This window comes from Sphingomonas sp. BK036 (assembly GCF_004216825.1).
GTDB lineage: Bacteria > Pseudomonadota > Alphaproteobacteria > Sphingomonadales > Sphingomonadaceae > Sphingomonas.
This window is the reverse complement of the sequence record NZ_SGXR01000003.1, coordinates 382,232-407,550: the sequence shown is the minus strand read 5'-3', so window position 1 is coordinate 407,550 and position 25,319 is coordinate 382,232. Positions and strand designations below refer to the sequence as shown.

The window sequence follows — 25,319 nt, the reverse complement described above, 5'->3', positions numbered from 1 at the left end:
ATTCTCTGCGGTGATGCGGCGGTTTCGTTTGACAGCAGACGAGGCCGCCGCATTATTGCGCGCTGACTGCGGCCGTGATTCTATCGCGGCCGAATTGTGACTTTCTCGGGGGATTTTATGAACAAGCAGGAGCTGATCGCGACGGTCGCCGACACGTCGGGGCTCGTCAAGGCCGACGCAGTAAAGGCGGTCGAGGCGGTGTTCGACGCGATTGAGGCATCGCTGAAGAAGGGCGACGAGGTTCGCCTGGTCGGCTTCGGCACGTTCTCGATCTCCAAGCGCAAGGCGTCGACGGGCCGCAACCCGCGCACCGGCGAGCCGATGACGATCAAGGCCTCGACCCAGCCGAAGTTCAAGGCCGGCAAGGGCCTCAAGGACGCGGTCAACTAAAGCCGTCTTTGATCCGCTCCCGTGAGGAGCAGGATCGAAAGGGCTGGACAGGCGGGCGCTGTCTGCCTAAAGGCCCGCTTCCGAACGAGTTTCGGGCGCGTAGCTCAGCGGTAGAGCACACCCTTCACACGGGTGGGGTCACAGGTTCAATCCCTGTCGCGCCCACCAGATTTACGCCGGTTTCTTCGCAGAAGAGGCCGGCGTTTCTGTTTTTGGCGACCATCCGACGTCGCGATGTTCCCGCACGCGGTAATCCAAATACGCTGGCATCCTGACGAAAGTCAGGATCCAGAGCCACGCAGGATCAAGGCTGATTACCCTGGATCCTGACTTTCGTCAGGATGACGGCTCGCGGGTGATAGCTAACGGATGACAGCGGGCGGCAGCGATTTGGTACGTGTCGCAGATCATGACGTTTTGTTCATTAGGCCCGTTCGTTCGATCGAACTAAACGCCGCCGCGTGGTCCAGTCCCGACTCCTAGACATCGCGATCAGCGAATTCGGCGCCAAGGGCCTCGAAGGCGCCAGCACGCGCGGGATCGCCGCGGCTGCCGGCACTGCGATGTCGTCGATCACCTATCATTACGGCGGCAAGGAGGGGTTGTACCTCGCCGCCGCCGACCGGATCGCCGAGCGCATGGCTGCGGTGATGGGCGAGCCGATCGACCTGTCGCCAGAGATCGCCACCGACGACGCGGCCGGTGCGCGCGCGCGGATCCACCGCATTCTCGGGCGGCTGGCAGACAAGATGGCGAGTGCCGAGAGCGCCGACTGGACGCTGTTCGTGCTGCGCGAACAGATGAAGCCGAGCGAGGCGTTCGAGCGGATCTATGGCGGCGTGATGGGCCAGATGGTCCGTCAGCTCGGCGATCTCGTGTGCATCGTCACCGGGCACCGCAACGTCCGCTCCGCGCGGATCGCGACGATCACGCTGCTCGGGCAGGTCGTGGCGCTGCGATCGAGCCGCGCGACCTGCCTCAAACTGCTCGAGCGCGACACGCTCGAGCCTTCCGACATTCTCGATATCAAAGCGCGGATCGACGCCAATATCGACGCCATTCTCGATTCGATGCGTGCTGAAGAACAGGGCCAGGCATGACCGACCAGACGAACCATTCCGACACCGACCATGACGACGAGGACCGCAAGCGCGATCCGAACGGCGAGGATCAGCAGTCCGATACCGAACAGCAGGATGAGTCCGACGAGTCCGACGACGACAAGAAGCCGTCGGTGTTCCAGAAGCCGCTGTTCTGGATCATCCTCGTCATCGTCGTCGGCGCGCTGATCATCGGCGGCGTGTGCTACTGGCTGCATGCGCGGCAGTTCGAATCGACCGACGACGCGTTCGTCGACACGCACATCGTCCGGCTCGCGCCACAGGTTGCGGGGACGCTGGTGCAGGTCGCCGATATCGACAACCGTCATGTCGAGGCCGGCCGGCTGCTCGCGGTGATCAAGGCGTCGGGTCGCGACGCACAGGTCGCCGAGGCGCAGGCCAACGAGCAGCAATCGCGCGCGCAGTTCGCGCAGGCGCAGGCGCAGGTCACCGCCGCCGAGGCGCAACGCCAGCAGGCAGCAGCGCAGGCCCGCGTGCCGATGGCGGCCGCGGTAAAGGCGCAGCAGGATCTCGCGCGCTACGAAGCGTTGCTGCGGCTGGATCCGAGCGCGGTCGCAGGCCAGCAGCTCGATCAGGCACGCGCCACCGCCCGCCAGACCGCGGCGGATGCAGCACAAGCCCGCGAGCAGATCGATACCGCGACCGCGCAGATCACGGTCGCGCGGAAACAGGTCGGCGCGGCGAAATCGGTGATCGACGCCAAGCGTGCGCTGGTCGATCAGGCGAACGTCAGCATCAGCGACCTCCGCCTGACCGCGCCGGTCGCGGGGCAGGTGGTCAACCGCTCGGTCAATATCGGTTCCTATGTCGCGCCGGGCACGCAGCTGATGGCGATCGTTCCGGACACGATGTGGGTGACGGCGAATTTCAAGGAAACGCAGCTGACGCTGATGAAGATCGGCCAGCCCGTCGATATCAAGGTCGACGCGTATCCGGGCGTTGAGTTTAAGGGCCATATCGATTCGATCCAGCGCGGCGCAGGCCAGGCGTTCGCGCTCCTCCCGCCACAGAACGCCACCGGCAATTACGTGAAGGTAGTCCAGCGCGTCCCCGTGCGGATCGTGTTCGACGTCAAGAACGGCCCCGATCCGAAGCGCTATCCGATCGGCCCCGGCATGTCGGTGGTGCCGACCGTCAAGGTCCGCTGAAGTGGCAAAGGCCGCTAAGGTCGATGCGGGCGGCGGTCACACCTGGTCGCCGAGCCGGTCGGCGGCGGGCAAGTACAGCCCGTGGCTGATCGTCGCGATCATCTCGATCCCGACCTTCATGGAGGTGCTCGACACCTCGATCGCCAACGTCGCGCTCGATCATATCTCGGGCGGGCTGTCGATCACCACCGATCAGGCGACCTGGGTGCTGACCAGCTATCTCGTCGCCAACGCGATCGTCATCCCGATCTCGGGCTGGCTGTCCGACGCGATCGGGCGGAAACGCTATTTCCTGCTCTCGATCGCGCTGTTCACCTTCGCCTCGCTGCTCTGCGGCCTGGCACCGAACATCGGGACGCTCGTCGTCGCGCGCGTGCTGCAGGGCATAGGCGGCGGCGGCCTCGCGCCGGTCGAGCAATCGATCCTCGCCGATACCTTCCCGCCCAAGCAACGCGGCATGGCGTTCGCCGCGTTCGCGATCGTCGTGGTCGTGGGGCCGGTGCTCGGGCCGACGCTCGGCGGGTACATCGTCGAATATTCGAGCTGGCACTGGGTGTTCCTGATCAACGTGCCCGTCGGCATCCTCGCCTGGTTCCTCGTCGAGGCGCTGGTCGACGAGCCGGACCAGGTGAAGAAGGACCGCGACGAGCGCTTCAAGCACGGCCTGACGATCGACTATATCGGCGTCGCACTGGTCGCGCTGGGTCTCGGCTTCCTCGAACTCACTTTCGATCGCGGCGAGCGCGAGGACTGGTTCGCCAGCGGCTTCATCGTCATGTCGGCGATTATCGCCGCGGTGTCGCTGATCAGCCTCGTGGTCTGGGAATTGAACCACAAGGACCCGGTGATCGACCTCAAGCTGCTGAAGAACCGCAACTTCGCGCTGACGATCGGCGTGATGGGCGTCACCGGCATGATCCTGTTCGGCACGACTCAGCTGATCCCGCAGATGCTGCAACAGGTTCTCGGCTACAGCTCGCTCGACGCCGGGCTCGCGCTGACCGCGGGCGGTCTGGCGACGCTCGTCATGGTGCCGTTCGCGGGGCGGTTGAGCGGGCTCGTCGACGTTCGCCTGCTGCTGTTCCCGGCGTTGCTCGTCCAGGCGTTCGCGCTGTGGAACATGAGCCATCTGAGCGCGGACATCGCGTTTTCGGATGCGGCGTTCGCGCGGCTGTTCCAGGCGATGGCGCTGCCGTTCCTGTTCGTGCCGATCAACGCGATCGCCTATGTCGGGCTCAAGCAGACGCAGACCGCGCAGGCGTCGAGCCTGCTCAACGTCTCGCGCAACCTCGGCGGGACGATCGGCATCTGCTTTGCGCAGACGCAGCTTGCGGGCGGGTTGCAGCGGCACCAGTCCGAACTGACGCAGACGCTCAACCCGCTCGATCCGAACTACAACGACTGGATGCAGAAGGCGGCGGGCGCGTTTGCGGGGCAGGGCGATCCGTCCACCACGCCGCTCGCGGTGCTCTACAGCCAGATGCAGCGGCAGGCGACGATGCTCGCTTTCCTCGACGTGTTCCGCGCGATGATGGTGGTCGTGCTGTGCGTCGCGCCACTGGTATTATTCATGCGCTCCGGCAAGACCGGCGGCGCCCCCTCGGGAGGGATGCATTGATGCGTGCGCGGTTCATGGTGGTTGCGGTCGCGGCCCTGCTCGCGGGGTGCACCGTCGGCCCGAATTACGTCGCGCCCGAGATGGCGGTGCCGCCGGCGTTCGTCAGCCCGCAAGCCACGGTCGGTGCGACCGTCGATCCAGCGCGCTGGTGGTCGGCGTTCGGCGATCCGCAACTCGATGGCCTCGTCGAGCGCGCACTGAAGGGCAACCCCGACATCGCGATCGCCGCCTCGCGCGTGCGCCAGGCGCGGTTACAGGAGATCGTCGCGCGGTCTCAGGGGCTGCCGAGCGTCAATGCGAACGCCAGCCCGAGCCATGTCGAGTTCAGCAAGAATGCGGGCCTCTCGCAGATCGCACGCGCGTTCAGCGGCGGCACGGGGGCGGGCGGGACCGGCTCGACCGGTGGCATCGCGTTGCCCGGTAGCGGGATCACGACCTATTCGGTTGGGTTCGACGCGAGCTGGGAGCTCGACCTGTTCGGCGGCGTCCGGCGCAGCACCGAGGGTGCGCGGGCGCGGACCGAGGCTGCGGTCTGGTCGAAGCGCGACGCCGCGGTGACGCTGGCGGCCGAAGTCGCACAGGCCTATTTCGCGCTCCGACTCGACCAAGTGCAGATCGCGACGATCGAGAGCGAGATCGCCAACCAGCGCCGTGCGCTGACGATCGCGGGCAACATCGCCAAGGTCGGCCTCGTTCCGCCGATCGACGTGACGCGCCAGCGCGCGTCGATCACCTCGACCGAGGCGCGCGCCGAGCCGGTCCGCGCCGATGTCGATGTCCGCATGCACGCCTTGGCGATCCTGCTCGGCGAGCCGCCCGCGACGTTGATGGCCGAACTCGCTGCACCGTCGGTTGCGCCACTGGGCGTGCCGACGATTCCCGCGGGCTTGCCATCGGAGCTGCTGCGCCGCCGCCCCGACGTCCGCGCGGCGGAGCGCGATCTCGCGGCCTCGACCGCGGATATCGGCGTCGCGGTGGCGGACATGTATCCCAGGTTCAGCCTGACCGGGATGGGCCAGCTGATCTCGACCGCGCTCGGCAATCTGTTCTCGGGCGACAGCCTGCAATTGACCGCGAGCGGTGCGGCGCAGTTTCCGCTGCTCGACTGGGGCCGCCGCAAGGCAACTGTGAAATCGCGCGAGGAGGACCGCGAGCAGGCGTATCTGCGCTATCGCTCGACGGTGTTGCAGGCACTCCGCGACGTCGAAGACCCGCTCGCGCAGATCGCCGCCGAACGCCGCCGGAACGCAGCGCTGCAGCGCGCGGTCGTCGATGCGCAGAGCAGCGCGCAGGCCGCGCAATCGCAGTACCGGACCGGGTTCGTCGCGCAGGATACCGTGCTGAACACGCAGACCGACGTGCTCGCCGCGCGCGAGCAGCTGGTAGCGAGCGATGCACAGCTGCGGCAGCTGACCGTGGCCTTGTTCAAGGCGCTCGGCGGGGGCTGGGACCAGGCGGAGTGACGGGGGTCGACCTCGGGCGTAGCTTCCTCCCGACGCGGCGCGCCAACCTGCATTAAATTATCGTCACGTCCGTTCCGACATATCGCTGCAACATATCGGCGCGAAAGAGAGTGCGTCGCCGCCCCTCTCCCCCTGTGGTCGGCGACCTGACCGGGTCTCCCCTGTCCCGGTCTTCTCCCTGAACTACGGGGCGACCATCGAGGTCGCCCCGCCTTTTTCGGTTCGGGAATAGCGCGCCACGTGCCGCGCGGGGATCAGTCTCGAATATCGCCGTCCAACCGATCCTCCCCCGCCAGGGGGAGGTGGCAGGCACTTGCCTGACGGAGGGGGAGGTTAGGGAAACCGCCGGTCCGTGTCCGCCCCCTCCGACGCCTCCGGCGCCACCTCCCCCTGGCGGGGGAGGATCCAATACACGTCATCCCAGCGAACGCTGGGATATCCCTCGTGGTGGGCGACATGGGCCTCACGGGGATATCCCAGCTTTCGCTGGGATGACGGTAGTGTTGGGACGTCGGTAAAGCTGGGACGTCGGTAGCTTGGGTCGCTGAAGGCAGCCCCGTCGTCCCGGATCGCTCCGGGACGACGCCAGTCGCTTACGCGGCCAGCTTGCGCAGGACGTACTGGAGGATGCCGCCGTTGAGGAAATATTCCAGCTCGTTGACGGTATCGATCCGGCACTTGGTCTCGAACGTCTCGCTCGTACCGTCTGCGCGGGTCATCTTGACCGTCACGTCCTGACGCGGGCGGATGCTCGCCACGTCGAGGATCGTGAACGTCTCCGAGCCGTCGAGGCCGAGCGTCTTGCGATCGGTGCCCTCGGCGAACTGGAGCGGCAGCACGCCCATGCCGACCAGGTTCGAGCGGTGGATACGCTCGAAGCTCTCGGTGATGACTGCGCGCACGCCGAGCAGGTTGGTTCCCTTGGCCGCCCAGTCGCGCGACGAGCCGGTGCCATATTCCTTGCCCGCGACGATCACGAGCGGCGTGCCGTCCTGCTTGAAGCGCATGGCGGCGTCGTAGATCGCCATGACCTCGCCGTCATACTTCGACATGCCGCCTTCGACGCCGGGGACCATCTCGTTCTTGATGCGGATGTTCGCGAAGGTGCCGCGCATCATCACGTCATGGTTGCCGCGGCGTGCGCCATAGCTGTTGAAGTCGGCCTTGCTGACCTGATGCTCCTGGAGGAAGCGGCCGGCGGGGCTGTCGGCCTTGATCGAGCCTGCGGGCGAGATGTGATCGGTGGTGATCGAATCGCCGAGGATCGCGAGCGGCTTGGCGTCGATGATGTCCTGCACGGGGGCGGGGGTCATCGACAGGCCGTCGAAGTACGGCGGGTTGGCGACATAGGTCGACCCTGCACGCCACTGGTACGTGTCCGACCCCGTGACGTCGATCCCGCGCCACTTCGAATCGCCCGCATAGACGTCGCCGTAGCGTGCGCCGAACATCGACGCGTCGATATTGGCGTCCATCGTGCTGCGGACTTCCTCGTTGGTCGGCCAGATGTCGCGCAGATACACGTCCTGGCCGTCGGAGCCCTGACCCAGCGGCGTCTCGATCATGTCGGTCGTGACGGTGCCCTTGATCGCATAGGCGACGACGAGCGGCGGCGAGGCGAGGAAGTTGGCGCGGACGTCGGGCGAGACGCGGCCCTCGAAGTTGCGGTTGCCCGAGAGGACCGAGGCAGCGACGAGGTCGTTCTCGTTGATCGCCGACGAGATCGCCGGCGCCAGCGGGCCCGAATTCCCGATGCAGGTCGTGCAGCCATAGCCGACGAGGTTGAAGCCGAGCGCGTTCAGGTCGGCGGTGAGGCCGGCCTTGTCGAGATAGTCGGTAACGACCTGCGAACCAGGCGCCAGCGACGTCTTCACCCAAGGCTTCGACTTGAGGCCGAGCGCGTTTGCCTTGCGGGCGACGAGACCGGCGGCGACGAGCACCGACGGGTTCGACGTGTTGGTGCAGCTGGTGATCGCGGCGATCACGACGTCGCCGTCGCCGATGTCATGCTCACGACCCTCGACTGCAACGCGGGCGGGCTGCTCCTTGTGGTACAGCTTGTGGAGGTCGCTGTTGAACACCTCGTCGACCTTGTTGAGGCTGACGCGATCCTGCGGGCGCTTCGGACCGGCGAGCGATGCGACGACCGAACCCATGTCGAGCTCGAGCGTGTCGGTGAAGACGGGGTCCTCGGCATTCTCGTCGCGCCAGAAGCCGTTGGCCTTGGCGTACGCCTCGACCAGCTCGACATTCTCGTCCGAGCGCGCGGTGAGGCGCATGTAATCGAGCGTCTTGTCGTCGATCGGGAAGAAGCCGCAGGTAGCGCCATATTCCGGCGCCATGTTGGCGATCGTCGCGCGATCGGCGAGCGTCATCGACGACAGGCCGGGGCCGAAGAACTCGACGAAGCGGCCGACCACGCCCTTGGCGCGCAGCATCTGCGTGACGGTGAGCACGAGATCGGTGGCGGTGATGCCCTCGTTCAGCGCGCCCGTCAGCTTGAAGCCGACGACTTCGGGGATCAGCATCGACACGGGCTGGCCGAGCATCGCGGCCTCGGCCTCGATCCCGCCGACGCCCCAGCCGAGCACGCCGAGACCGTTGATCATCGTCGTGTGGCTGTCGGTGCCGACCAGCGTGTCCGGATACGCGATCATCGTGCCGTCGCCATGGTCGCCCGAGCTAGCCGACGACCAGACGGCCTGGCCGATATATTCGAGGTTCACCTGGTGGCAGATGCCGGTGCCGGGGGGGACGACCTGGAAATTGTCGAGCGCCTTGCTGCCCCACTTCAGGAACTCGTAGCGCTCAATATTGCGCTCATATTCGAGGTCGACGTTATCCTCGAACGCCTTGGGCGTGCCGAACTCGTCGACCATCACCGAGTGATCGATGACGAGGTGGACGGGGACCTGCGGGTTGATCTTCTCGGGGTTGCCGCCGAGCTTGGTCATCGCATCGCGCATCGCGGCGAGATCGACGACGCAGGGCACGCCGGTGAAATCCTGCATCAGCACGCGCGCGGGGCGATACTGGATCTCGCGGTCGCTGCGACGCTCCTTCTGCCAGTCGACGATCGCCTGGATGTCGTCGCGCGTGACGGTCACGCCGTCCTCGAAGCGCAGCAGATTCTCGAGCAGCACCTTCATCGAGAAGGGCAGGCGGCTGATATCGCCAAGCTGCTCGGAGGCCTTGGCGAGGCTGTAATAGTCATACGACTTGCCGCCGGTGGAGAGGCTCGTGCGGGTCTTTAGGGTGTCCTGGCCGATGGCAGTCATAGGGGTCCTTCCCGTGGGCGTCGGGCCACCGGGCGCCGAGGGGAAAGCGGCCATATAGGCCACGCGGGCGCACCGGGAACCGAGCAAAAAATGCTGTTACCGAGGGGGCCTTAGCAAGGGGGAGCGGATCGGGGAAGGGCGCGGGTGGCCCGGCGGCGCGGATAACTGCGATTGCAGCCGGCCGGGACGGCGCAGGTCGACCAAATCCGCCTGTCGCGGTCGCCGGAACAGGGTAAGACGGACGGATGACGAACCCCGATCCCGACCTTCGCGCTGTCCGCCCCGCAGCCGCCCGGCTCTTTGTCGGTACCTATGCCGGCGGTGGCGGCGAGGGGCTGTATCCGCTCAACCGCGACGCCGATGGCGGGGAATGGGCGATGCATGCGGCGGACGGTGCGGGGCAGAACTGCTCGTTCGGCGTCTATGCCGGGCGGACCGGTCTTCATTATCTCGTCGACGAGCATGGCGGATCGGTCGGGGTGTTCCGCGACAGTGGCGACGAAAACGACGGCTGGACGTGTCTTGCGCGATGTCCGGCTGGCGGTGCTGCGCCCTGTCACATCGCGCTCGATCGCAGCGAATCCTGGTTCGCCGTCGCCAATTACGCGGGTGGCAGCATCATGCTGCAGCGGCTCGATCCGCAGACGGGGTTGCCGCTCGATGCGCCGATCGTACGCGCCAATGCCGGGTCGGGGCCGAATCCCGATCGGCAGGAGGCGCCGCACGCGCACTGGGTCGGGTTCAGTCCGGACAATCGCTGGCTGTATGCGACCGATCTGGGCACCGACCAGGTGCTGGCCTTTGCCTTCGATGCGGGAAACGGCACGCTCGGCCCGCCGATCCTGGCGTTCGACGCGCCGCCGGGATCGGGGCCACGCCATCTGCTGTTGCATCCGCATCGGCAGGGGTTGGCCTATCTCGCCTGCGAATTGACGAGCGAGCTGATCCTGCTCGATGTCGCAGGTCCGGCGTTCGTCGCGCGGACGATGGTGTCGACTCTTCCTGCCGACGCGGCGGCGGGGTCGATCGTGGCGCATATTGCCGCCAATGCCGCGGGCGACCGGGTCTATGTTTCGAACCGGGGTGACGACAGCATCGCCGTCTTCGCGCTCGATGATCGCGGCGAACCGCGTCTGATGGAGCATGTCGCCAGCGGCGGTGCGTCGCCGCGCTTCTTTCTGCTGCTCGAGGACGAGAAGCAGATGGTCGTCGCGCATGAACGCGATCACCGCGTGACCCGGCTCGATATCGGGCCGGACGGTACGCTGTCGCCTACCGACACCGGAATCGTGGTTCCCGGCGCGGCCTTCGTGCTCGACGCGCGGCCTCGGTCGCGCGTCGAGCCAGCAGTCGGCTAGCTCACGCTGGCGATCAGCAGCGTCAGTTCTTCACGAACCGGGTTCCGCTCGATCCGGATCGGCCGAATGGCGCGGCGCTTGCCCGGATAGGCGGCGCGGACGGCTTCGCACAGGTCACTGACGGGGACGCGGATGCACGCCCCTTCGTCGCAAACGAGTCGCGGCCTGACGGCGGCGGTGCCGCAAACCGGCCCCTCGCCGGCGAACGCCGGTGCGGTAGTAAGGAAGAGACATGCGGCTGCAATCCGCAAAACGGGTGTAGTATTCTTCATAGGTCTGGCCCCCCACAGGCGTTTGAACTTGGTAAGTGGATCGTTAGGCTCAAAAAGTTTCGGTATCGTTTCGATCGCGGGCCGGTCGACACGAAAGCCGCGGAGGATCCGCGACCCCCGCGCCCCTGGCCGATTGTAAGGGTCAACTATTGGCCCCTCTCGGGCGCTCCGCGTAAGATTAAAACCAACATGATCTTAATGGAGATGCTGTCCGGCAAATGATGAGTTGCCGAAGGGTGCCGGATCACGTCTGCGATACTGTCATAGGTGACGGCAGTTGAAGCATCGCAATACTTTAAATCGCGCTGGGGGGCGGGGTGATGACGGGGCTGCTGAAGGGGGAGGCGCGAATACTGCCGTTGTCGCGGACCGCGGCATCCGCACTTCGTACGCTGGCGATCACGTCGGAAGGGCTCGAGGCGCTGTTCGACCGCTTCGGTGACGGCCCGTTTCGCGATGCCTTCGAACGGCTGGTGCAGCAGATCTATCGGCTCCGCGGGCGCGTGATCGTCACGGGCATGGGCAAGAGCGGGATCATCGGCCGCAAGCTGACCGCGACGCTCACCTCGACCGGCACCCCCTCGATGTTCCTGCACCCCGCCGAAGCGGGGCACGGTGATCTCGGCATGATCACCGACAAGGATCTGGTGCTGATGATCACGCTCTCAGGCGAGAGCGCCGAGCTTGCCCCGATCATCACCTATTGCAAGCGGTTCGGTATTCCGACGGCGGCGATCACCTCGCGTGGGCAGAGCATGGCGGGGCGGGCGGCTGACGTGCTGCTCAACCTGCCGGCCGTCCGCGAGGCCTGCCCGATCCAGCTGACGCCGACCACTTCGACGATGCTGCAACTCGTGCTGGGCGATGCGCTGGCAATGGCGCTGGTCGATCTGCGCGGATTTTCGGCGGACGACTTCTACAAATTCCACCCCAATGGCCGGCTCGGCGCGCAATTGCTCAAGGTGCAGGACTTGATGTCGACCGGCGCGGACGTGCCGAAGGTCCGCCGCGACGCGACGCTGCTCGATGCCACCACCGAAATGACCCGCGCACGGTTCGGCGGAACCGCGGTCGTGGACGCAGACGACCGGCTGGTCGGCGCCTTTACCGATGGCGATCTGCGGCGGACGATCACCGGTGGCGGCAACATGGGCGCGCGGGTGGGGGCGTGGATGACGCCCAACCCGATCGAAATCGCCCCGAACGAGCTCGCGTCCGAGGCGCTTCGCAGGATGCAGGCAAACAGCGTGACGATGATGTTCGTCGTCGAAGCGGGCTATCTCCTTGGCGTCATCCACATGCACGATACGTTGCGCGCGGGGATCGCCTGACTATCCTGGTCGCCATTCCGGCCCGCGGCGGCTCCTCGCGGCTGCCGATGAAGCCGCTGCGGACGATCGCCGGTCTCAGCCTGCTCCATCGGACGATCGGGCTCGCCCGCCGTGCGATCGCGCAGCTGGACGATGTCGCGCTGGTGGTCGCGACGGATACGCCGGAAATCGCGGCGCATGCCCGCGCAATCGGGTGCGAGGCGGTGATGACGCGGGGGGCGATCACGTCGGGATCGGGACGCGCGCTCGCCGCCGCGCTGGCCGCACGGCCGCGGGGGAGGGGCCGGCCCGGAATCGTCGTCAATCTCCAGGGTGATGCGCCGTTTCAATCGCCCGGCTCGGTGGCCGCGGTCGTATCCGCGCTGTCGGCGGGCAGCGCGGATATCGCGACCTCGGTGGTGCGGCTCGACTGGTCCGCGCTCGATGCGCTGCGTGTGCACAAGCGCACCGCGCCGTTCAGCGGCACGACCTGCGTCCGGACGGCCGCGGGGCGCGCGCTGTGGTTCTCGAAACAGATCCTGCCCGCGATCCGCGACGAAGCGACGGTGCGGTCGCAATCGACGGCGCTCTCTCCGGTGTGGCGTCATACCGGGCTCTACGCGTACCGGCTCGCGGCGCTGCAGGCGTTCGAGGCTGCGGCGCAGAGCGATCTCGAACGCTATGAAGGGCTTGAGCAGCTGCGGTTGCTCGAGCTTGGCCTGACGATCGACGCGGTCGAGATCGCGCCCGCGCGGTTCGACATATCGGGGATCGATACCGAGGCCGATATCGTCCGGGCCGAGGCGCTGATCGCGGCGCATGGCGACCCGCTGGATGATCCATGATGGCGCGCGTCTTCGTCGTCCGGCATGGCAATACGTTCGCCGCGGGCGATGCGCCGCGGCGGATCGGCGGTCGTACCGATCTGCCGCTGGTGGTCCACGGCCGGGATCAGGCGCGCGCGCTCGGCCAGGATTTTGCGCGGCGGGGGATCGTCTTCGACCGCGTGGTCTGCGGTCCCTTGCAGCGGACCCGACAGACCGCGGACATCCTGTTGGCGGCGGCGGGGCAGAAGTGCGCGGTGACGATCGCTGAATGGCTCCGCGAGATCGACCATGGTCCCGACGAGGATCGCTGCGAGGCAGCGGTCGTTGCGCGGCTCGGGCAGCGGGCGCTCGATGCGTGGAAGACGGATGCGATCCCGCCCGCCGGCTGGCGGGTCGATGCCGATATGCGGCGTACCGCCTGGCGCGAGACGCTGGCGAAGGCCGTCGGCACGCTGCTGATCGTCACCAGCAACGGCAGTGCGCGGTTCGCGCTGCCCGACGCCGCACCACTGCGCACCGGTGCCTATGGAACGATCGCGGTCGCGGCGCATGCCCCGCCGGTGGCGATCGCGTGGGACGTGCGTCCGTAGCGCGGCTAGCCCTTCACGACCGCGTCGATCGCGACCAGCTTGGCCAACAGCGGCGCGATCCACTCGAGCGGCAGCATGATCGCGCCGTCCGACGGCGCGTTGGCGGGATCGTCATGCGCTTCGGCGAAGATCGCGGCGACCCCCGCCGCGACGGCGGCGCGTGCGAGCACTGGCGCGAAGCTGCGGTCGCCCCCGGAGGAATCGCCAAGGCCACCGGGCGCCTGTACCGAATGAGTCGCGTCGAACATCACCGGATAGCCGGTCCGCGCCATGATCGGCAGCGCGCGCATGTCCGACACGAGCGTGTTGTAGCCGAAGCTTGTGCCGCGGTCGCACAGGACGATCCCGGTGTTGCCGGTCGACTCGATCTTCGCCGCGACTGCGGTCATGTCCCACGGGGCGAGGAACTGGCCCTTCTTGACGTTGATCACGCGCCCCGTTCGCCCCGCCGCGAGCAGCAGGTCGGTCTGCCGGCACAGGAAGGCGGGGATCTGGAGGATGTCGACCACGTCCGCCACCGCGGCGACCTGATCAACCGCGTGGACGTCGGTGAGCACCGGGCAGCCAAACGTGTCGCGAACATCGCCAAGGATGCGGAGTCCCTCGTCGAGGCCGATGCCGCGCCGGCCGAGCCCCGAGGTTCGATTCGCCTTGTCGTAGGATGCCTTGAACACGAACGGTACGCCGGCGGTTCGCGTCGCGGCGGCCAGATGCTCGGCGAGCCGCAAGCTGTGGTCGCGGGATTCGATCTGGCACGGTCCGCTGACGAAGACGAACGGAAGGTCCGCAGCGAACGTCACCCCGCCGACGGTCACACGCCGGGCTGGAAGCGCTGCGGTCATCACGATGGTGCCTTCACGAAGCGCCGCAGCATCTGCCCGCGCCAAAGCCAGCAACCTGTATGGTAGTTGAAGAAAAACCAACCAAAGCCGAGACATACGATCAGTGTCGGAAGCGCCATCGGGTCCTCCTGCTCGCGCATTCTTCGGTAAAGTGCAGTATCGGCAGCCCAACGAACCCGTTCACTACCGCCTCCGGCAATACCATACGCATTGTCGTGCAATTGGCAGCTGCGATTGCGATTATATTTGCGGTGGTCCAGGAAGTGGCAATAGTTTCGCTCGGGCGGTATCTGGTCGGTCGGCATACGGGAAGTAGGCGGCGATCGTGACGACATTCAAGCGTAAAGTCTTTTACCTAGGTGGGTTTGACCCGCGCGGTGTGCGATTTTATTACAATCTCGCCAAGGAACAGCTTGGTCGCTACGCCGACAAGACCGGCGAGACCGTCATTGTCTCACCGCGCAGCAAGTCGTCGCCGATCCGCAGCGACTGGACGGTGCGCAACGACACCGCGGACGTGACCACCGACTATAGCGTCCTGCGGTGGGAGGACATCGTCCGGCAGGCGTGGATCCGCAATCCTGTGCAACTCGGGATCCGTGCCGCGCGCGTGTACCGCGATCACGCACGGCTGTACGATTTCGCGACTGTCAGGGCGCTGGCGATCGGCCCGTTGGTAACGATGCTGTATCCGCCGATCCTGAGCTTGGTGTTGCCGCTGCTGCTCGCGCTGCCGGTGGTCCTGGTCGCGCTGGTCTGGCTGCCGTGGTGGCTCGCGCTCGGTCTTGGCCTCGTCATCGGCGGTGCGGGTGCGATCCCGGTGCTCGACGCGATCCGCGCGCCGTGGCTGCTGCGGTTCGCCGTGTTCAACGGCGAGTTCGGCGACGGCGAGGGCAGCCCCGCGCTCCAGGCACGGCTCGATGCATTCGCTGACGAGATCGCACGCGATCTACACGCTGATCATCACGAGGTGCTGCTGGTAAGCCACAGCAACGGCTCGATTCTCGCGATGCTGCTGATGGCGCGGCTGCTCGAACGCCATGGCGGTACGCTGCCGGCGAATTTCGTGCTCGTCACCTATGGCCACTGCATCCCGCTGATCGCCTGCCGCCGCGATGCGACGGGGTTCCACGCAACGCTCCGCTATCTGTCGGCGCAGGATTTCCGCTGGATCGACATCGGCTCGCCACCCGACGGGGCGGCGTTCTTCGGCGCGAACCCGCTGCTGCTGGTCGGCCCGTCGCCGCGCCCGCGGATCGAAATGCTCAGCCCGCGCTTCCACCGCTTCTACACGCCCGAAACCTATCACAAGGGCTGGCGCAACAAATACGAGATCCACTTCGATTACCTGCGCGTCGGCGATCGGGTGAGCCCGCTCGACCTGCCGAGTCTCACCGCCTCCGCGCGCGGCATCGAGGCCTCGGTCCTTGCCTTCCGGGCGATCGTATGACGGTCCGCTTCACGCCGCCCTATCCGCAGCCGCACGCCACCCGATCCTCGCTGCTCAAACGCTTCCTGCGTGGCTGGAATTCGTGGATCCACGTGCTGTTCGACAAGAGCTACACGATGAAGATGGGCGAAATGCATCTGCCCGCGCTATCGTTCTACATCGCTAACGAGCCGCCGCTGGTCCGCCGCATCCTCGAGACCGATGCGGAGATATTTCCCAAGCACGCCTTTCTCCACGACCTGCTGGATCCGCTGATCGGCAATTCGGTGTTCTCGTCGAACGGGCAGGACTGGCACGACCAGCGGGCGATGGTGAACCCGGCGTTCAGCCATACCGCGCTGAAGCGCGTGTTCCCGATGATGGCCGCGGCGGTCGACGATCTGCTCGCGACGATGCGCGCGCTCGATCTGTCGCAGCCGGTCGCGATCGACCCGTTGGCGACGCATGTCGCGGCTGACGTGATCTTCCGGACGATGTTCTCGCGTAAGCTGGATGCCGATGGTGCGCGCGAGATCTTCGATGCGTTCCACGAGTATCAGAAACAGGCGCAGCGCCATTCGATGCTCCGGCTCTATCGCCTGCCGGGGCTCGGCTATCAGGGCCGGGCGCGTCGCGCCGCGCGACGGATCCACGCGGTATTCGCGGGGATCGTCGCCGCGCGCTATGCCGCGACGCACGAGCGGGGCGAGGATATCCTCCAGTCGCTGATCGATGCGCGCCATCCACAGACCGGTGCGGCGTTCACCGAGCGGGAGGTGATGGAGCAGATCTCGACGATCTTCCTCGCCGGGCACGAGACCGAGGCGAGCGCGATCACCTGGGCGTTGTACCTGCTCGCGCGCGACCCTGCCTTGCAGGACGCAATCCGCGCCGAGGCGGGCGATACACCGCTGACCTACGACTCGCTCAAGGGGCTGACCGTCACGCGCAACGTCTTCCGCGAGACGTTGCGGCTGTATCCGCCGCTCAGCTTCCTCGTGCGCAGCGTCACTTGTCCGGTCGACATGCGCGACAAGCATCTCGAGCCCGGCGCGATGCTGGTCGTCTCGCCGTGGCTGGTGCAGCGCAACCGCGACAATTTCCCCGAACCGCACGGCTTCGATCCGGATCGGTTCGACGACCCGGCGCAGGCGCAGGCCTGTCGGCATGCCTATCTGCCGTTCGGCAAGGGCCCGCGCGTCTGCATCGGCGCGGGGTTCGCGCAGCAGGAGGCGCTGCTGACGCTGGCGGGGATCGTCGCCAGCTTCGATCTGGCGACGATCCCCGGCGACGATCCCGAGCCGATCAGCCGGCTGACGCTGCGCGCGGGCAACGGCGTGCGGCTGCGGCTGACCCGGCGATGACCCGCCTCAGTCCGCCGCGATCGGGCCCTTGGGCGGATCGGGCCGGCGGGTGAACCAGACCAGCACGATCAGCGCGAGGCACAGCCATGACGACAGCCGGAACAGGTCGGTCGAGGCGAGCAGATAGGCTTGCCCGACCATCTGCCGGGTGATGACCGCTGCCGCTTGCACTTCGGTCAGCCCCATCCGCGCAAGCCCCTCGCGTGCCATCTGATAGGGCGACGCTGCGCCGACCGCGTCCGACAGCCGGCTCTGGTGCAGAGTCTCGCGACGGTCCCAGGCGGTAGTGATCAACGATGCCGCGAAGCTGCCCGCGGTGATCCGGACGAAGTTCGAGATGCCGGTAGCCGACGGGAGCCGTTCGGCCGGGATGCGATCGAACGAGATCGTCAGCATCGACAGGAAGAAGGTGCTCATCGCGATCCCCTGCACCAGCATCGGCAGCATCAGATCGTAGAAGCTCGCATAGGTGGTGTAGCCCGAGCGGAGGTAATAGGAATAGCCGAACGCCGCGAACGCCACGCTGGCGAGGATGCGCGCGTCGAACTTGCCCGCGAGCTTGGCGACGAACGGCGTCAGGATCACCGCGACCACGCCGCTGGGCGCCGCGACCAGCCCGGCCCAGGTCGCGGTATAGCCCATCTGAGTCTGCAGCCAGAGCGGCAGCAGCAGCGTGTTGGCGAAGAACACCGCATAGCCGAGGCAGAAGGCGGTGGTGCCGATCGCGAAGTTGCGGTTCTTGAACAGCGACAGGTTCACCGCGGGGTTGGCATCGGTCAGCTCCCAGATCAGCCAGCCGACAAAGCCGATAGCGGCGACGATCGTCGCGATGACGATCCGGTCCGCGGCGAACCAGTCGTCGTTCTTGCCGAGATCGAGCACGATCTGGAGCGCGCCCACCCACACCACCAACAGGATCAGCCCGACCTGGTCGATCGGCAGCTTCCGCGTCGGCGTGTCGCGCTTGCCCAGCTTGTTCCAGCACACGAAGCCGCAGAACATCCCGAACGGCACGTTGATCAGGAAGATCCAGCTCCAGTGATAATTGTCGGAGATGTAGCCGCCGAGGATCGGCCCCATGATCGGCGCGACCAACGTCGTCATCGACCAGATCGCCAGCGCGGTGCCGCGTTTGTGCGCGGGGAAGATCGCGATCAGCAGCGCCTGGCTGCCCGGGATCATCGGCCCGGACACTGCACCCTGCAACACGCGAAAACCGATCAGCGAGGGCAGGTCCCACGCGATGCCGCACAGGAACGAGGCGATCGTGAACAGGACGACCGAGGTGCAGAACGTCTTCACGACGCCGAACCGGCCCATCAGCCACCCGGTGAGCGGTACCGCGACGCCATTGGCGACTGCGAAGGCGGTGACGATCCAGGTCGAATTGTCGCTGCTGACGCCGAGATTGCCCGCGATCGTCGGCAGCGACACGTTGGCGATCGTGGTGTCGAGCACCTGCATGAACGTGCCGAGCGCCAGCGCGAACGCGGTCAGCGCGAGCGATCCGCCGACGAGGGGGGCGGGGCCGCTGGTGGAGGGGGCGGCCATTAGTTGGCGGTCCGTAGGGCGGAAAATAGTCCCACCAAGGCACCACCCCGGCGGAGGCCGGGGTCCAGTTGGGAAACGTTGCTAATGGGGGACAGCACGCTGTTACGACCACCTCTCCATCTGGCCCCCGGCCTCCGCCGGGGTGGTGTTAAACAACCACTCCGGCGCTCCCCCATGGCCCTACCTAACCCCGCGATCATCACCGGTTCGCCGCGATGATCTGGCGGATCTTCGCCTCGACGGCGGCGTCGCCGGTGCCCGTCGCGAGCCCCTTGTACGCAGCCTTGGCGGGCCGGCCGACCATCGTGCCGGACGTGTCCGCGGTTTCGACCGTCGCGGTCACCGACAGTCCGACGCGCAGCGGGTTGCGGCGCAGTTCGCCCTTGTCCAGCGCGATCCGGACCGGCACACGCTGCGTGATCTTGATCCAGTTGCCGCTCGCATTCTGCGGTGGCAGCAGCGCGAACGCGTTGCCGCTGCCAGCCCCCAGGCCGACGACATGACCGTGATAGACCAGATCGTCGCCATACATGTCCGCGGTAACCGTCGCCGCCTGTCCGATCCGCAGATCGCGTAGCTGCGTCTCGCGGAAGTTCGCATCGACCCATACCCGGTCGAGCGGCACGACCGCCATCAACGGCATGCCCGCCGACACCTGTTGGCCGAGCTGCACCGTCCGCTGCGCGACCACGCCGTCGATCGGCGCGACGACATGCATGTGGCTGCGCGTGATCGCCGCGCGACGATAGGCCGCGATCGCCGCCATCACCGCGGGGTTGTTCGACACGGTGGTGCCCGCGACGCCGCTGCGCGACTGCGCCTGCTGGCTGCGCGCGAGTTGCAGCGTGGCCGCGGCCACCTTCACCTGATCCGCCGCATGGCTCAGCTCCTCGCCCGAGATCGCGCCCTCGGCCGCCGCACCCCGCCTGCGCGAAAGGTCGTTGCGCGCGCGCGCCAGCTCGGCCTCGGCCTGCACGACCGCGGCCCCGGTCTCGTTCACCCTCGAAAAGTCCGACCGGGTCGAGCGCACCGCGCGGGCGAGCTCCGCCTCTGCCGACGCGACGCCGACGTCCGCGGTTGCCGCGTCGAGGTCGATCAGCGGCTGGCCCGCCTTCACGACCTGCGTGTTGTCGGCATGGATCGCGGTCACCTGGCCCGGATCGCGCGCGGTGATCGCGACGACGTCGCCCGCGATATAGGCGTCGTCGGTCTCCTGCTCGGGTGCTGCGAGCAGGAAATGGAACACCGCCCACACCATCGCGCCGATCGCCACGATCACGCCGAGGATCGTCAGCGCGCGCTTGCGGCCCTGCGGATTGCCGGAGGGCGCATGCTCGGGGGCAGGGGTCTGCGTATCGGTCATCGTGTCATATCCTGAAAATCAAAGCCGCCGCCCAGCGCGAGCACGAGCTGGACCCGCTGTTGCGCGGCATCCGCGGCAAGATCGGCATCGGCCTGTTCGGCTGCGAGCAACCGCACGTCGTTGTCGACAAGGTCGAGCCGGCTATCGAGCCCGCTCGACACGCGGATCGCGTTCAGCCGCCCGGTCTCGGCATAGCCGCGCACGACCTCGCCTTGCCGCGCGCGATCGGCGTCCAGCGCGCCGATCCGCGCCACCGCATCCGCTGCCTCGCGCACCGCGCCGACCACGCGGTCGTTGTAGCTCGCGGTGGCGAGATCCAGTGCGGCGGTCGCGCCCGCCAGATCCGCCTTCAGCCGGCCATTGTCGAACAGCGGCAGATGGATCGCGGGTCCGACGCCGATCGTCCCCGCATCGAGCGACAGCAGGTTGCCGAGCCCGACCGCTTGAAACCCCGCCAGCGCGGCGAGATTGACGTTGGGATAGAAGGCGCGCCGCGCGACCTGGCGCCCGGCCGCCGCCGCCTCGATCCGTGCCTGCGCCGCCGCGATGTCGGCGCGGCGCGCGAGCAGGTCGGCGGGCACCGTGGCGGGCAACGGCAACACCGCATCGAGCTTCAACGCGGTCGCGTGGATCGTCGCGGGATAGTCCACGCCCCGGCCCGCCAGCGCAGCGAGCGCGTTCTTGGCGAGCACTTGCCCGGCCTGCGCGCGCAGCAACGCTTGGCGCGCCTGTGCGAGCAATGTCGTCGCCGCCTGCGCATCGAGCTTGCTGCCGAGCTTGTTGCGGATCCGCACGTTGACCAACCGAAGCGTATTCTCACGCGTTGCGATCGTCCGCGTGGCGATCCCCGCCTGCGCTTCGGCGCGTTCGAGATCGATATAGGTCTGGACCACCGCGCCCGCGAGCGCGAGCCGCGCCGCCGCCACATCGAGCGCCGCCGCGCGCACCGACGCGCGTGCGCCCGCGATCGCCGCCTTTTGTCGGCCGAACAGATCGAGGTTCCATGACAGGTTCGCCGCCGCGGTGCCGACGAACCGGGTTGTCCCGGCATAGGGCGGCGGGATTGTGTAGCGCCCGCTCAACCGCGCGACCTGGGCCTGCGCGTCGAGCGTGACATCGGGTCCTAAGTCCGCCCGGTTGGTCGACAGCACCGCCTGCGCCTGCGTGACCCTTGCCAGCGCGGCATCGAGCGACGGGTTGCCCGCCACCGCATCCGCGACCAGCCGGTCGAGCTGCGGATCGCCGAACCCTCGCCACCAATCCGCGGCGATCACCGTCGGGCGGGGATCGGACAGGCCAAGCGCCGGCGCTGCGATCGGCGTTACCGTCGTTTGCGACGCGGGCACGGCACAGCCGGCGAGCAATCCCGTCGCGACCAATGCGGCCGTCGTCGTCGCGGTATGCGGTTTCATGCGGATCATGCCCCTCGGTCCTCGATCGCTGCCGATTCGAGAGTCCCGCGCAGCTTCTGCATCAGCGCGATCAACGTCTCGACGTCGCTGCGATCCCAGTCCGCCAGCACGCGGTTCCAATAGTCGATCGCCAGATCGCGACACTCCAGCGTCACCGCCGTGCCCGCGGGGGTCAGCATCAACTTGACGACGCGCCGATCGTCGGTCGCGCGGGTGCGGGTGAGCCAGCCCTGCTGTTCGAGCGTATCGACGAGCCGGGTCGTCGCCCCCGGATCATGCGCGAGGTCGCGGGCCAGGTCCGCGCTGGTGCTCGCCCGTCCGAACCAGATCGACACCATCGCCGACCACTGCGTCATGGTCGGCCCGGCCTCGGCGAACAGCGGCTCGAGTGCGCCCTGTACGCCTTGGTGCAGACGCCGGGCGAGAAACCCCAGCGAGCAGTCGGGGCCGAATGCCTCTTTCGTGTAAAAGTCCATATCACTGCATTGGCAATGATTGCCTAGGCAGTCAATATCGCGCCGGTTCCGGTAAGGATCACACGCTTGCGCAACCTTCCGCCACAGCTATGGTATCGGCGGGGGTGTAGCGCTGGCCGGCAACCGTCTCACCGGCCTGATCGGACACGCGGGGGCGGGAAGGCCTGACTATCGGAGCGTTCCGGACCGGCCGGAACCGCGCGCGTGCGAGTTCGACCGCCTCATCATCTGCGCCACCAAGAGGCCATCCGAACTATGACCGTCGAGACCATGTTTATCGATTCCGGCGTCGTCGTCGCCGGCAAGATCGTCCTGACTGGGTGGACGGTGGGCGAGGACGATCCGGTGACCTTTCGCTTGGAGACCAGCGATGGTCGCGTCGGCGAGGCCAGGGTCGAATGCTGCGTCCGGTTCGACCGCGCCGACGTCGCCGAGCTTTACGGCCATGCGGCGATCGATGTCGGTTGCGCGATCGGTATCGCGGTCGAGCCGTTCGCGGGGCTCGATCTGTTCGCGGCCCCACTGACGCTGACGGTGCTAGATGCAGCGGGCGACGTCGTCCACGTGCAAGCGTTCGCGATGGCGAGGCTGGTGGTGGGGGCTGATGGGGTCGCTGCCGACCAGCGTTGGCCGATCGACCTCGTCATCGGCGGCGCGCTGTTCGCGCCCGCCGTCGCGCGCGCGCTGCAATGGGGACTGGACGGCGGTAGCGCGGTCGAAACGCCGCATGCCTTCCTCGATAGCTGGGCGCGGGTCGGTGGCGGCGTGATCGTCAGCGGCTGGATCGAGAATGCCGGCACGCGGCAGCTCGTCGTCGTCACCGACACGCTCGACGCGGCACGCGCGGGCAGCGATCTGGCGACCTTCGACCGTCCCGACGTCGCGGACGCGATGCGACGCCGTGGGGCGGCGGTCGAGACCTCGCATCACGGGTTCCTGACGACCTTGCCGCTGGTGGATCGCGAGAACGCGCGGCTGTTCGTGCTGTCCGACGATGGTGGAAGGACGCACCCGCTCGGCGCGCTCGCGCTGGGCGCCGATCGGATCGACAGCGTCGAGAACGCCTTGAACAATTTCACCACCCATTTCGGCGGCGGCGCGCTGCCGTCGCCCGCGGTGATGGTGCGGCATGTCAGGCCGTTGCTGACGGGCCAGTCTGCCCCGGCCGTCACGCATGAGGTGCTGTGCCTGCGCGAACCGACCGAGCTGCCGCGGCTGTCGGTGATCGTGCCTCTATACGCGCAGCCGTTCCTGCTGCGCGCGATCCTCGCCAACCAGGCCGCCTATCCGGCGGGCACCGAGTTCATCTATGTCAGCGACGATCCGCGCCAGCATCTGGTCGTCCGCAATTACCTGGTCGACCGACGGGGCCTGATCGATCGACCGACGACGCTGGTCATCAACGGCGGCAATTACGGGTTTTCGGTCGCCAACGCGATCGGCGCCAGAGTCGCGTCCGCGCCGCTGCTGCTGTTCCAGAACTCCGACGTGTGGATCGAGGACGGGCAGGCCCTGATGGTCGCCGCCGCCGATCTGGACGAGGGACGATTCGGGATCGTCGGGTTCCGCCTGCTATACGAGGACGATACGCTGCAACATGACGGGATGGTCGTGCGCAGGGGGCGCCACGTGCATGACCTGTTCGCCGCCGAACATCTGGGCAAGGGATTGCCGCCCGAGCCGATCGCGGCGGACGCGGCGATGACGATCGGCGTACCCGCGGTCACCGGGGCGATGATGATGATCGCGCGGGACTGGTATGATGCGCTAGGCGGGTTCGATCCGGGCTATGTCCGCGGCGATTTCGAGGATGCGGATTTGTGCCTGCGGTCCGTCGCGGGCGGTCGTCCGGTCGGTCTGGTCCGGACCGGTGGGATGCGGCACCTCGAACGCCAGTCGCTCGTCCACAGCGGCGGCGACGCGCTGCGCAGCGCGATCACCTATCTGAACTGCATCCGCTTCAACGCGCGCTGGCACGAGGATCTTGCAGCGTGACGATGCGTGTATTGATCCTCGCGCACGGGTATCCCGCCTTCTCCACCGGCGGCGGCGAACAGGCCGCGCACGCGCTGTATGCACGCCTGCTGGAACGCGACGACGTTGCGCCGGTGCTGGTCGCGCGCGCACCGCGCAGCGCGATCGGTCACGATGCGTCGTTCGGGGCGTTTCAGGGCAGTCCGACCGAGATCCTCGCCGATCCCCCCAAGCAGGACCATTTCTCGCTGGAAAGCACGCAGTTCGCGGTGCTGGAGGCGATGGTCGGGCAGTTGCTCGAGCGCTTCCGCCCCGACCTCGTCCATATCGAGCATCTCGCCTATTGGAGCATCGACATCGTTGAGCTTCTCGCGCGGGCGGGCGTGCCGATCGTGCTGACGCTGCACGAATTCCTGCTGATCTGTCACCATGACGGGCAGATGATCAAGACCGACGGCCGGCTCTGCAGCGCCGAGTCGCCAGCGGCATGCGCGGCCTGTTTCCCGCACCACAGCGCGGGCGAATTCTATCTGCGCAAGCGGATGATTCTCCAGCGCCTCGCCCCTATCGCCAGGTTCGTGTCGCCGAGCGCGTTCCTTGCCGACCGCTTCGTCGCCTGGGGTCTCGACCGCGCGCGCATCACGGTCATCGACAACCCGCTCTCGCCCGATGTGATCGCCCAAGGCAACGCGCCCGATCGCGGGGTGGCGGATGACGAGAATCGCCCGGCGATCCGGGTCGGGTTCTTCGGACAGGTCAATCCCTACAAGGGGTTGGACGTGCTGCTTGGCGCGGTCTCGCAGATCCCCAAGCCGCTGCGCGCGTCGCTGTCGGTCGGGATCCACGGCGCGAACTTCGATGCACAGGGCGGCAATTTCCGGGCGAAGATTGCCGCATTGCTCGAGGCGAACGCCGACGTGGTGGCTAATGAGGGGCGCTACGCCAATGGCGATGTCGTCGCGTTGATGCGCCAATATGACTGGATCGTGGTGCCCTCGATCTGGTGGGAGAACTCCCCCGTCGTGATCCAGGAGGCACTGGTGGCGCGCCGACCGATCCTGTGCAGCGCGATCGGCGGGATGGCGGAGCGGGTCGCGCAGGGGGTCGGCGTCACGTTCCAGCCGGGCAGTGCGGTCGATCTCGCGCGGACTCTCGTCGCGATCATCACCGGGCGGATCGTCGCGCCCGATATGACGGCGGCCTATGCGCCCGACGCCGAGGAAGCGCGTGTCTCCCAATATGTTTCGTTGTTTGCGACGGCACTCGCTGCAGGACACGCGCCGGCGGAGTGAAGGGGACGGTCGTGCGGAACGCCACGTTCCCATCCTCCCCCGCCAGGGGGAGGTGGCTGGCTCTTGCCAGACGGAGGGGGTGGTAAGCGACGTCCAGCGTTGCTCTGAAGGTGGCACGCGGCGTCCGGTGTTGCACGTCCTCCCCCTCCGTCGCCTTCGGCGCCACCTCCCCCTGGCGGGGGAGGATGGGTGCTCGTCTCGACCAAACACGCAAAAAGGGCCGGGATCGCTCCCGGCCCTT

Annotated in this window: 21 protein-coding genes and 1 tRNA gene; 14 read left to right on the top strand and 8 right to left on the bottom strand. The window is 67.1% G+C overall.

The features are described 5' to 3' along the window. Positions 1-117 precede the first annotated feature (117 nt). The 6 genes from EV283_RS01955 to EV283_RS01930 all read left to right on the top strand — a co-directional run bounded on the left by EV283_RS01955 (position 118) and on the right by EV283_RS01930 (position 5,740). On the top strand, positions 118-390 hold the full coding sequence (locus tag EV283_RS01955; protein WP_056048186.1) for an HU family DNA-binding protein: 273 nt from the start codon (positions 118-120) through the stop codon (positions 388-390). A 93-nt stretch (positions 391-483) separates the two neighbouring features. After that, positions 484-558: transfer RNA gene (locus EV283_RS01950), tRNA-Val, on the top strand. A 293-nt stretch (positions 559-851) separates the two neighbouring features. Then, complete coding sequence (locus EV283_RS01945; protein ID WP_130322234.1) at positions 852-1,490, top strand: CerR family C-terminal domain-containing protein; 639 nt, start codon at positions 852-854, stop codon at positions 1,488-1,490. Next, positions 1,487-2,659 carry an HlyD family secretion protein gene (locus EV283_RS01940; RefSeq protein WP_130322232.1) on the top strand — a complete coding sequence of 391 codons (1,173 nt, stop codon included), beginning with the start codon at positions 1,487-1,489 and terminating at the stop codon, positions 2,657-2,659. The genes EV283_RS01945 and EV283_RS01940 overlap by 4 nt, the downstream gene beginning before the upstream one ends. Position 2,660: 1 nt before the next feature. Further along, on the top strand, positions 2,661-4,277 hold the full coding sequence (locus EV283_RS01935; RefSeq protein WP_130322230.1) for a DHA2 family efflux MFS transporter permease subunit: 1,617 nt from the start codon (positions 2,661-2,663) through the stop codon (positions 4,275-4,277). Then, a complete protein-coding gene (locus tag EV283_RS01930) occupies positions 4,277-5,740 on the top strand; it encodes an efflux transporter outer membrane subunit (RefSeq protein ID WP_130322228.1) in 1,464 nt (487 codons plus the stop codon). The genes EV283_RS01935 and EV283_RS01930 overlap by 1 nt, the downstream gene beginning before the upstream one ends. A gap of 593 nt (positions 5,741-6,333) precedes the next feature. Here the strand turns inward: EV283_RS01930 and acnA are convergent. Then, complete coding sequence (acnA, locus tag EV283_RS01925; RefSeq protein ID WP_130322226.1) at positions 6,334-9,018, bottom strand: aconitate hydratase AcnA; 2,685 nt, start codon at positions 9,016-9,018, stop codon at positions 6,334-6,336. Between the two features lie 245 nt (positions 9,019-9,263). Between acnA and EV283_RS01920 the strand changes: the two genes are divergently transcribed. Beyond that, the gene (locus tag EV283_RS01920) at positions 9,264-10,376 is read left to right on the top strand and encodes a lactonase family protein (RefSeq protein ID WP_130322224.1); all 1,113 of its coding nucleotides are present in this window, start codon (positions 9,264-9,266) and stop codon (positions 10,374-10,376) included. Here EV283_RS01920 and EV283_RS01915 read toward each other — a convergent pair. Next, positions 10,373-10,648 (bottom strand): hypothetical protein, encoded by a 276-nt coding sequence (locus EV283_RS01915; RefSeq protein WP_130322222.1) that lies wholly within the window; start codon positions 10,646-10,648, stop codon positions 10,373-10,375. The two genes, EV283_RS01920 and EV283_RS01915, sit on opposite strands and share 4 nt — an antisense overlap. A gap of 320 nt (positions 10,649-10,968) precedes the next feature. Between EV283_RS01915 and EV283_RS01910 the strand changes: the two genes are divergently transcribed. From EV283_RS01910 to EV283_RS01900, 3 genes are read left to right on the top strand one after another with little or no spacing between them, the layout of a single operon-like run. After that, positions 10,969-11,979, top strand: coding sequence for a KpsF/GutQ family sugar-phosphate isomerase (locus EV283_RS01910; RefSeq protein ID WP_130322220.1), 1,011 nt, complete (start codon positions 10,969-10,971; stop codon positions 11,977-11,979). A 5-nt stretch (positions 11,980-11,984) separates the two neighbouring features. Continuing rightward, positions 11,985-12,803, top strand: a complete 819-nt coding sequence (gene kdsB, locus EV283_RS01905) for a 3-deoxy-manno-octulosonate cytidylyltransferase (protein WP_130323844.1) — start codon at positions 11,985-11,987, stop codon at positions 12,801-12,803. Then, positions 12,800-13,375, top strand: coding sequence for a histidine phosphatase family protein (locus EV283_RS01900; protein ID WP_347400192.1), 576 nt, complete (start codon positions 12,800-12,802; stop codon positions 13,373-13,375). The genes kdsB and EV283_RS01900 overlap by 4 nt, the downstream gene beginning before the upstream one ends. Positions 13,376-13,380: 5 nt before the next feature. On the opposite strand, the gene kdsA is transcribed toward EV283_RS01900, so the two are convergent. Both kdsA and EV283_RS01890 read right to left on the bottom strand, forming a co-directional pair. After that, positions 13,381-14,217 carry a 3-deoxy-8-phosphooctulonate synthase gene (gene kdsA / locus EV283_RS01895; protein WP_130322218.1) on the bottom strand — a complete coding sequence of 279 codons (837 nt, stop codon included), beginning with the start codon at positions 14,215-14,217 and terminating at the stop codon, positions 13,381-13,383. Next, entirely contained in the window at positions 14,217-14,522 is a 306-nt protein-coding gene (locus EV283_RS01890; protein WP_130322216.1) for a hypothetical protein, read from the bottom strand. Before EV283_RS01890 ends, kdsA begins: the two co-directional genes overlap by 1 nt. Positions 14,523-14,542: 20 nt before the next feature. Here EV283_RS01890 and EV283_RS01885 point away from each other — a divergent pair, with 20 nt between their 5' ends. Together EV283_RS01885 and EV283_RS01880 are read left to right on the top strand one after the other, a co-directional pair. Next, positions 14,543-15,667 (top strand): histidine phosphatase family protein, encoded by a 1,125-nt coding sequence (locus EV283_RS01885; RefSeq protein WP_130322214.1) that lies wholly within the window; start codon positions 14,543-14,545, stop codon positions 15,665-15,667. Further along, entirely contained in the window at positions 15,664-17,010 is a 1,347-nt protein-coding gene (locus EV283_RS01880; RefSeq protein ID WP_130322212.1) for a cytochrome P450, read from the top strand. The genes EV283_RS01885 and EV283_RS01880 overlap by 4 nt, the downstream gene beginning before the upstream one ends. Before the next feature lie 6 nt (positions 17,011-17,016). On the opposite strand, the gene EV283_RS01875 is transcribed toward EV283_RS01880, so the two are convergent. The 4 genes from EV283_RS01875 to EV283_RS01860 all read right to left on the bottom strand — a co-directional run bounded on the left by EV283_RS01875 (position 17,017) and on the right by EV283_RS01860 (position 21,812). Beyond that, positions 17,017-18,561, bottom strand: a complete 1,545-nt coding sequence (locus EV283_RS01875) for a DHA2 family efflux MFS transporter permease subunit (protein WP_130322210.1) — start codon at positions 18,559-18,561, stop codon at positions 17,017-17,019. Positions 18,562-18,760: 199 nt separating this feature from the next. Continuing rightward, complete coding sequence (locus EV283_RS01870) at positions 18,761-19,924, bottom strand: efflux RND transporter periplasmic adaptor subunit (protein ID WP_130322208.1); 1,164 nt, start codon at positions 19,922-19,924, stop codon at positions 18,761-18,763. Beyond that, positions 19,921-21,345, bottom strand: a complete 1,425-nt coding sequence (locus EV283_RS01865; protein WP_242615742.1) for an efflux transporter outer membrane subunit — start codon at positions 21,343-21,345, stop codon at positions 19,921-19,923. Before EV283_RS01865 ends, EV283_RS01870 begins: the two co-directional genes overlap by 4 nt. Beyond that, complete coding sequence (locus EV283_RS01860; protein ID WP_130322206.1) at positions 21,342-21,812, bottom strand: MarR family winged helix-turn-helix transcriptional regulator; 471 nt, start codon at positions 21,810-21,812, stop codon at positions 21,342-21,344. Before EV283_RS01860 ends, EV283_RS01865 begins: the two co-directional genes overlap by 4 nt. 270 nt (positions 21,813-22,082) lie before the next feature. Here EV283_RS01860 and EV283_RS01855 point away from each other — a divergent pair, with 270 nt between their 5' ends. Together EV283_RS01855 and EV283_RS01850 are read left to right on the top strand one after the other, a co-directional pair. Further along, positions 22,083-23,807 (top strand): glycosyltransferase, encoded by a 1,725-nt coding sequence (locus tag EV283_RS01855; RefSeq protein WP_130322204.1) that lies wholly within the window; start codon positions 22,083-22,085, stop codon positions 23,805-23,807. A gap of 2 nt (positions 23,808-23,809) precedes the next feature. Next, on the top strand, positions 23,810-25,078 hold the full coding sequence (locus EV283_RS01850; RefSeq protein WP_242615828.1) for a glycosyltransferase family 4 protein: 1,269 nt from the start codon (positions 23,810-23,812) through the stop codon (positions 25,076-25,078). Positions 25,079-25,319 lie beyond the last annotated feature (241 nt).

Coding starts and splice junctions, on each gene's coding strand:
- EV283_RS01955 (WP_056048186.1), top strand. CDS start 118: ATGAACAAGCAGGAGCTGATCGCGACGGTCGCCGACACGTCGGGGCTC.
- EV283_RS01940 (WP_130322232.1), top strand. CDS start 1,487: ATGACCGACCAGACGAACCATTCCGACACCGACCATGACGACGAGGAC.
- EV283_RS01930 (WP_130322228.1), top strand. CDS start 4,277: ATGCGTGCGCGGTTCATGGTGGTTGCGGTCGCGGCCCTGCTCGCGGGG.
- acnA (WP_130322226.1), bottom strand. CDS start 9,018: ATGACTGCCATCGGCCAGGACACCCTAAAGACCCGCACGAGCCTCTCC.
- EV283_RS01920 (WP_130322224.1), top strand. CDS start 9,264: ATGACGAACCCCGATCCCGACCTTCGCGCTGTCCGCCCCGCAGCCGCC.
- EV283_RS01915 (WP_130322222.1), bottom strand. CDS start 10,648: ATGAAGAATACTACACCCGTTTTGCGGATTGCAGCCGCATGTCTCTTC.
- EV283_RS01910 (WP_130322220.1), top strand. CDS start 10,969: ATGACGGGGCTGCTGAAGGGGGAGGCGCGAATACTGCCGTTGTCGCGG.
- EV283_RS01900 (WP_347400192.1), top strand. CDS start 12,800: ATGATGGCGCGCGTCTTCGTCGTCCGGCATGGCAATACGTTCGCCGCG.
- kdsA (WP_130322218.1), bottom strand. CDS start 14,217: ATGACCGCAGCGCTTCCAGCCCGGCGTGTGACCGTCGGCGGGGTGACG.
- EV283_RS01890 (WP_130322216.1), bottom strand. CDS start 14,522: ATGCCGACCGACCAGATACCGCCCGAGCGAAACTATTGCCACTTCCTG.
- EV283_RS01880 (WP_130322212.1), top strand. CDS start 15,664: ATGACGGTCCGCTTCACGCCGCCCTATCCGCAGCCGCACGCCACCCGA.
- EV283_RS01875 (WP_130322210.1), bottom strand. CDS start 18,561: ATGGCCGCCCCCTCCACCAGCGGCCCCGCCCCCCTCGTCGGCGGATCG.
- EV283_RS01870 (WP_130322208.1), bottom strand. CDS start 19,924: ATGACCGATACGCAGACCCCTGCCCCCGAGCATGCGCCCTCCGGCAAT.
- EV283_RS01865 (WP_242615742.1), bottom strand. CDS start 21,345: ATGATCCGCATGAAACCGCATACCGCGACGACGACGGCCGCATTGGTC.
- EV283_RS01860 (WP_130322206.1), bottom strand. CDS start 21,812: ATGGACTTTTACACGAAAGAGGCATTCGGCCCCGACTGCTCGCTGGGG.
- EV283_RS01855 (WP_130322204.1), top strand. CDS start 22,083: ATGTTTATCGATTCCGGCGTCGTCGTCGCCGGCAAGATCGTCCTGACT.
- EV283_RS01850 (WP_242615828.1), top strand. CDS start 23,810: ATGCGTGTATTGATCCTCGCGCACGGGTATCCCGCCTTCTCCACCGGC.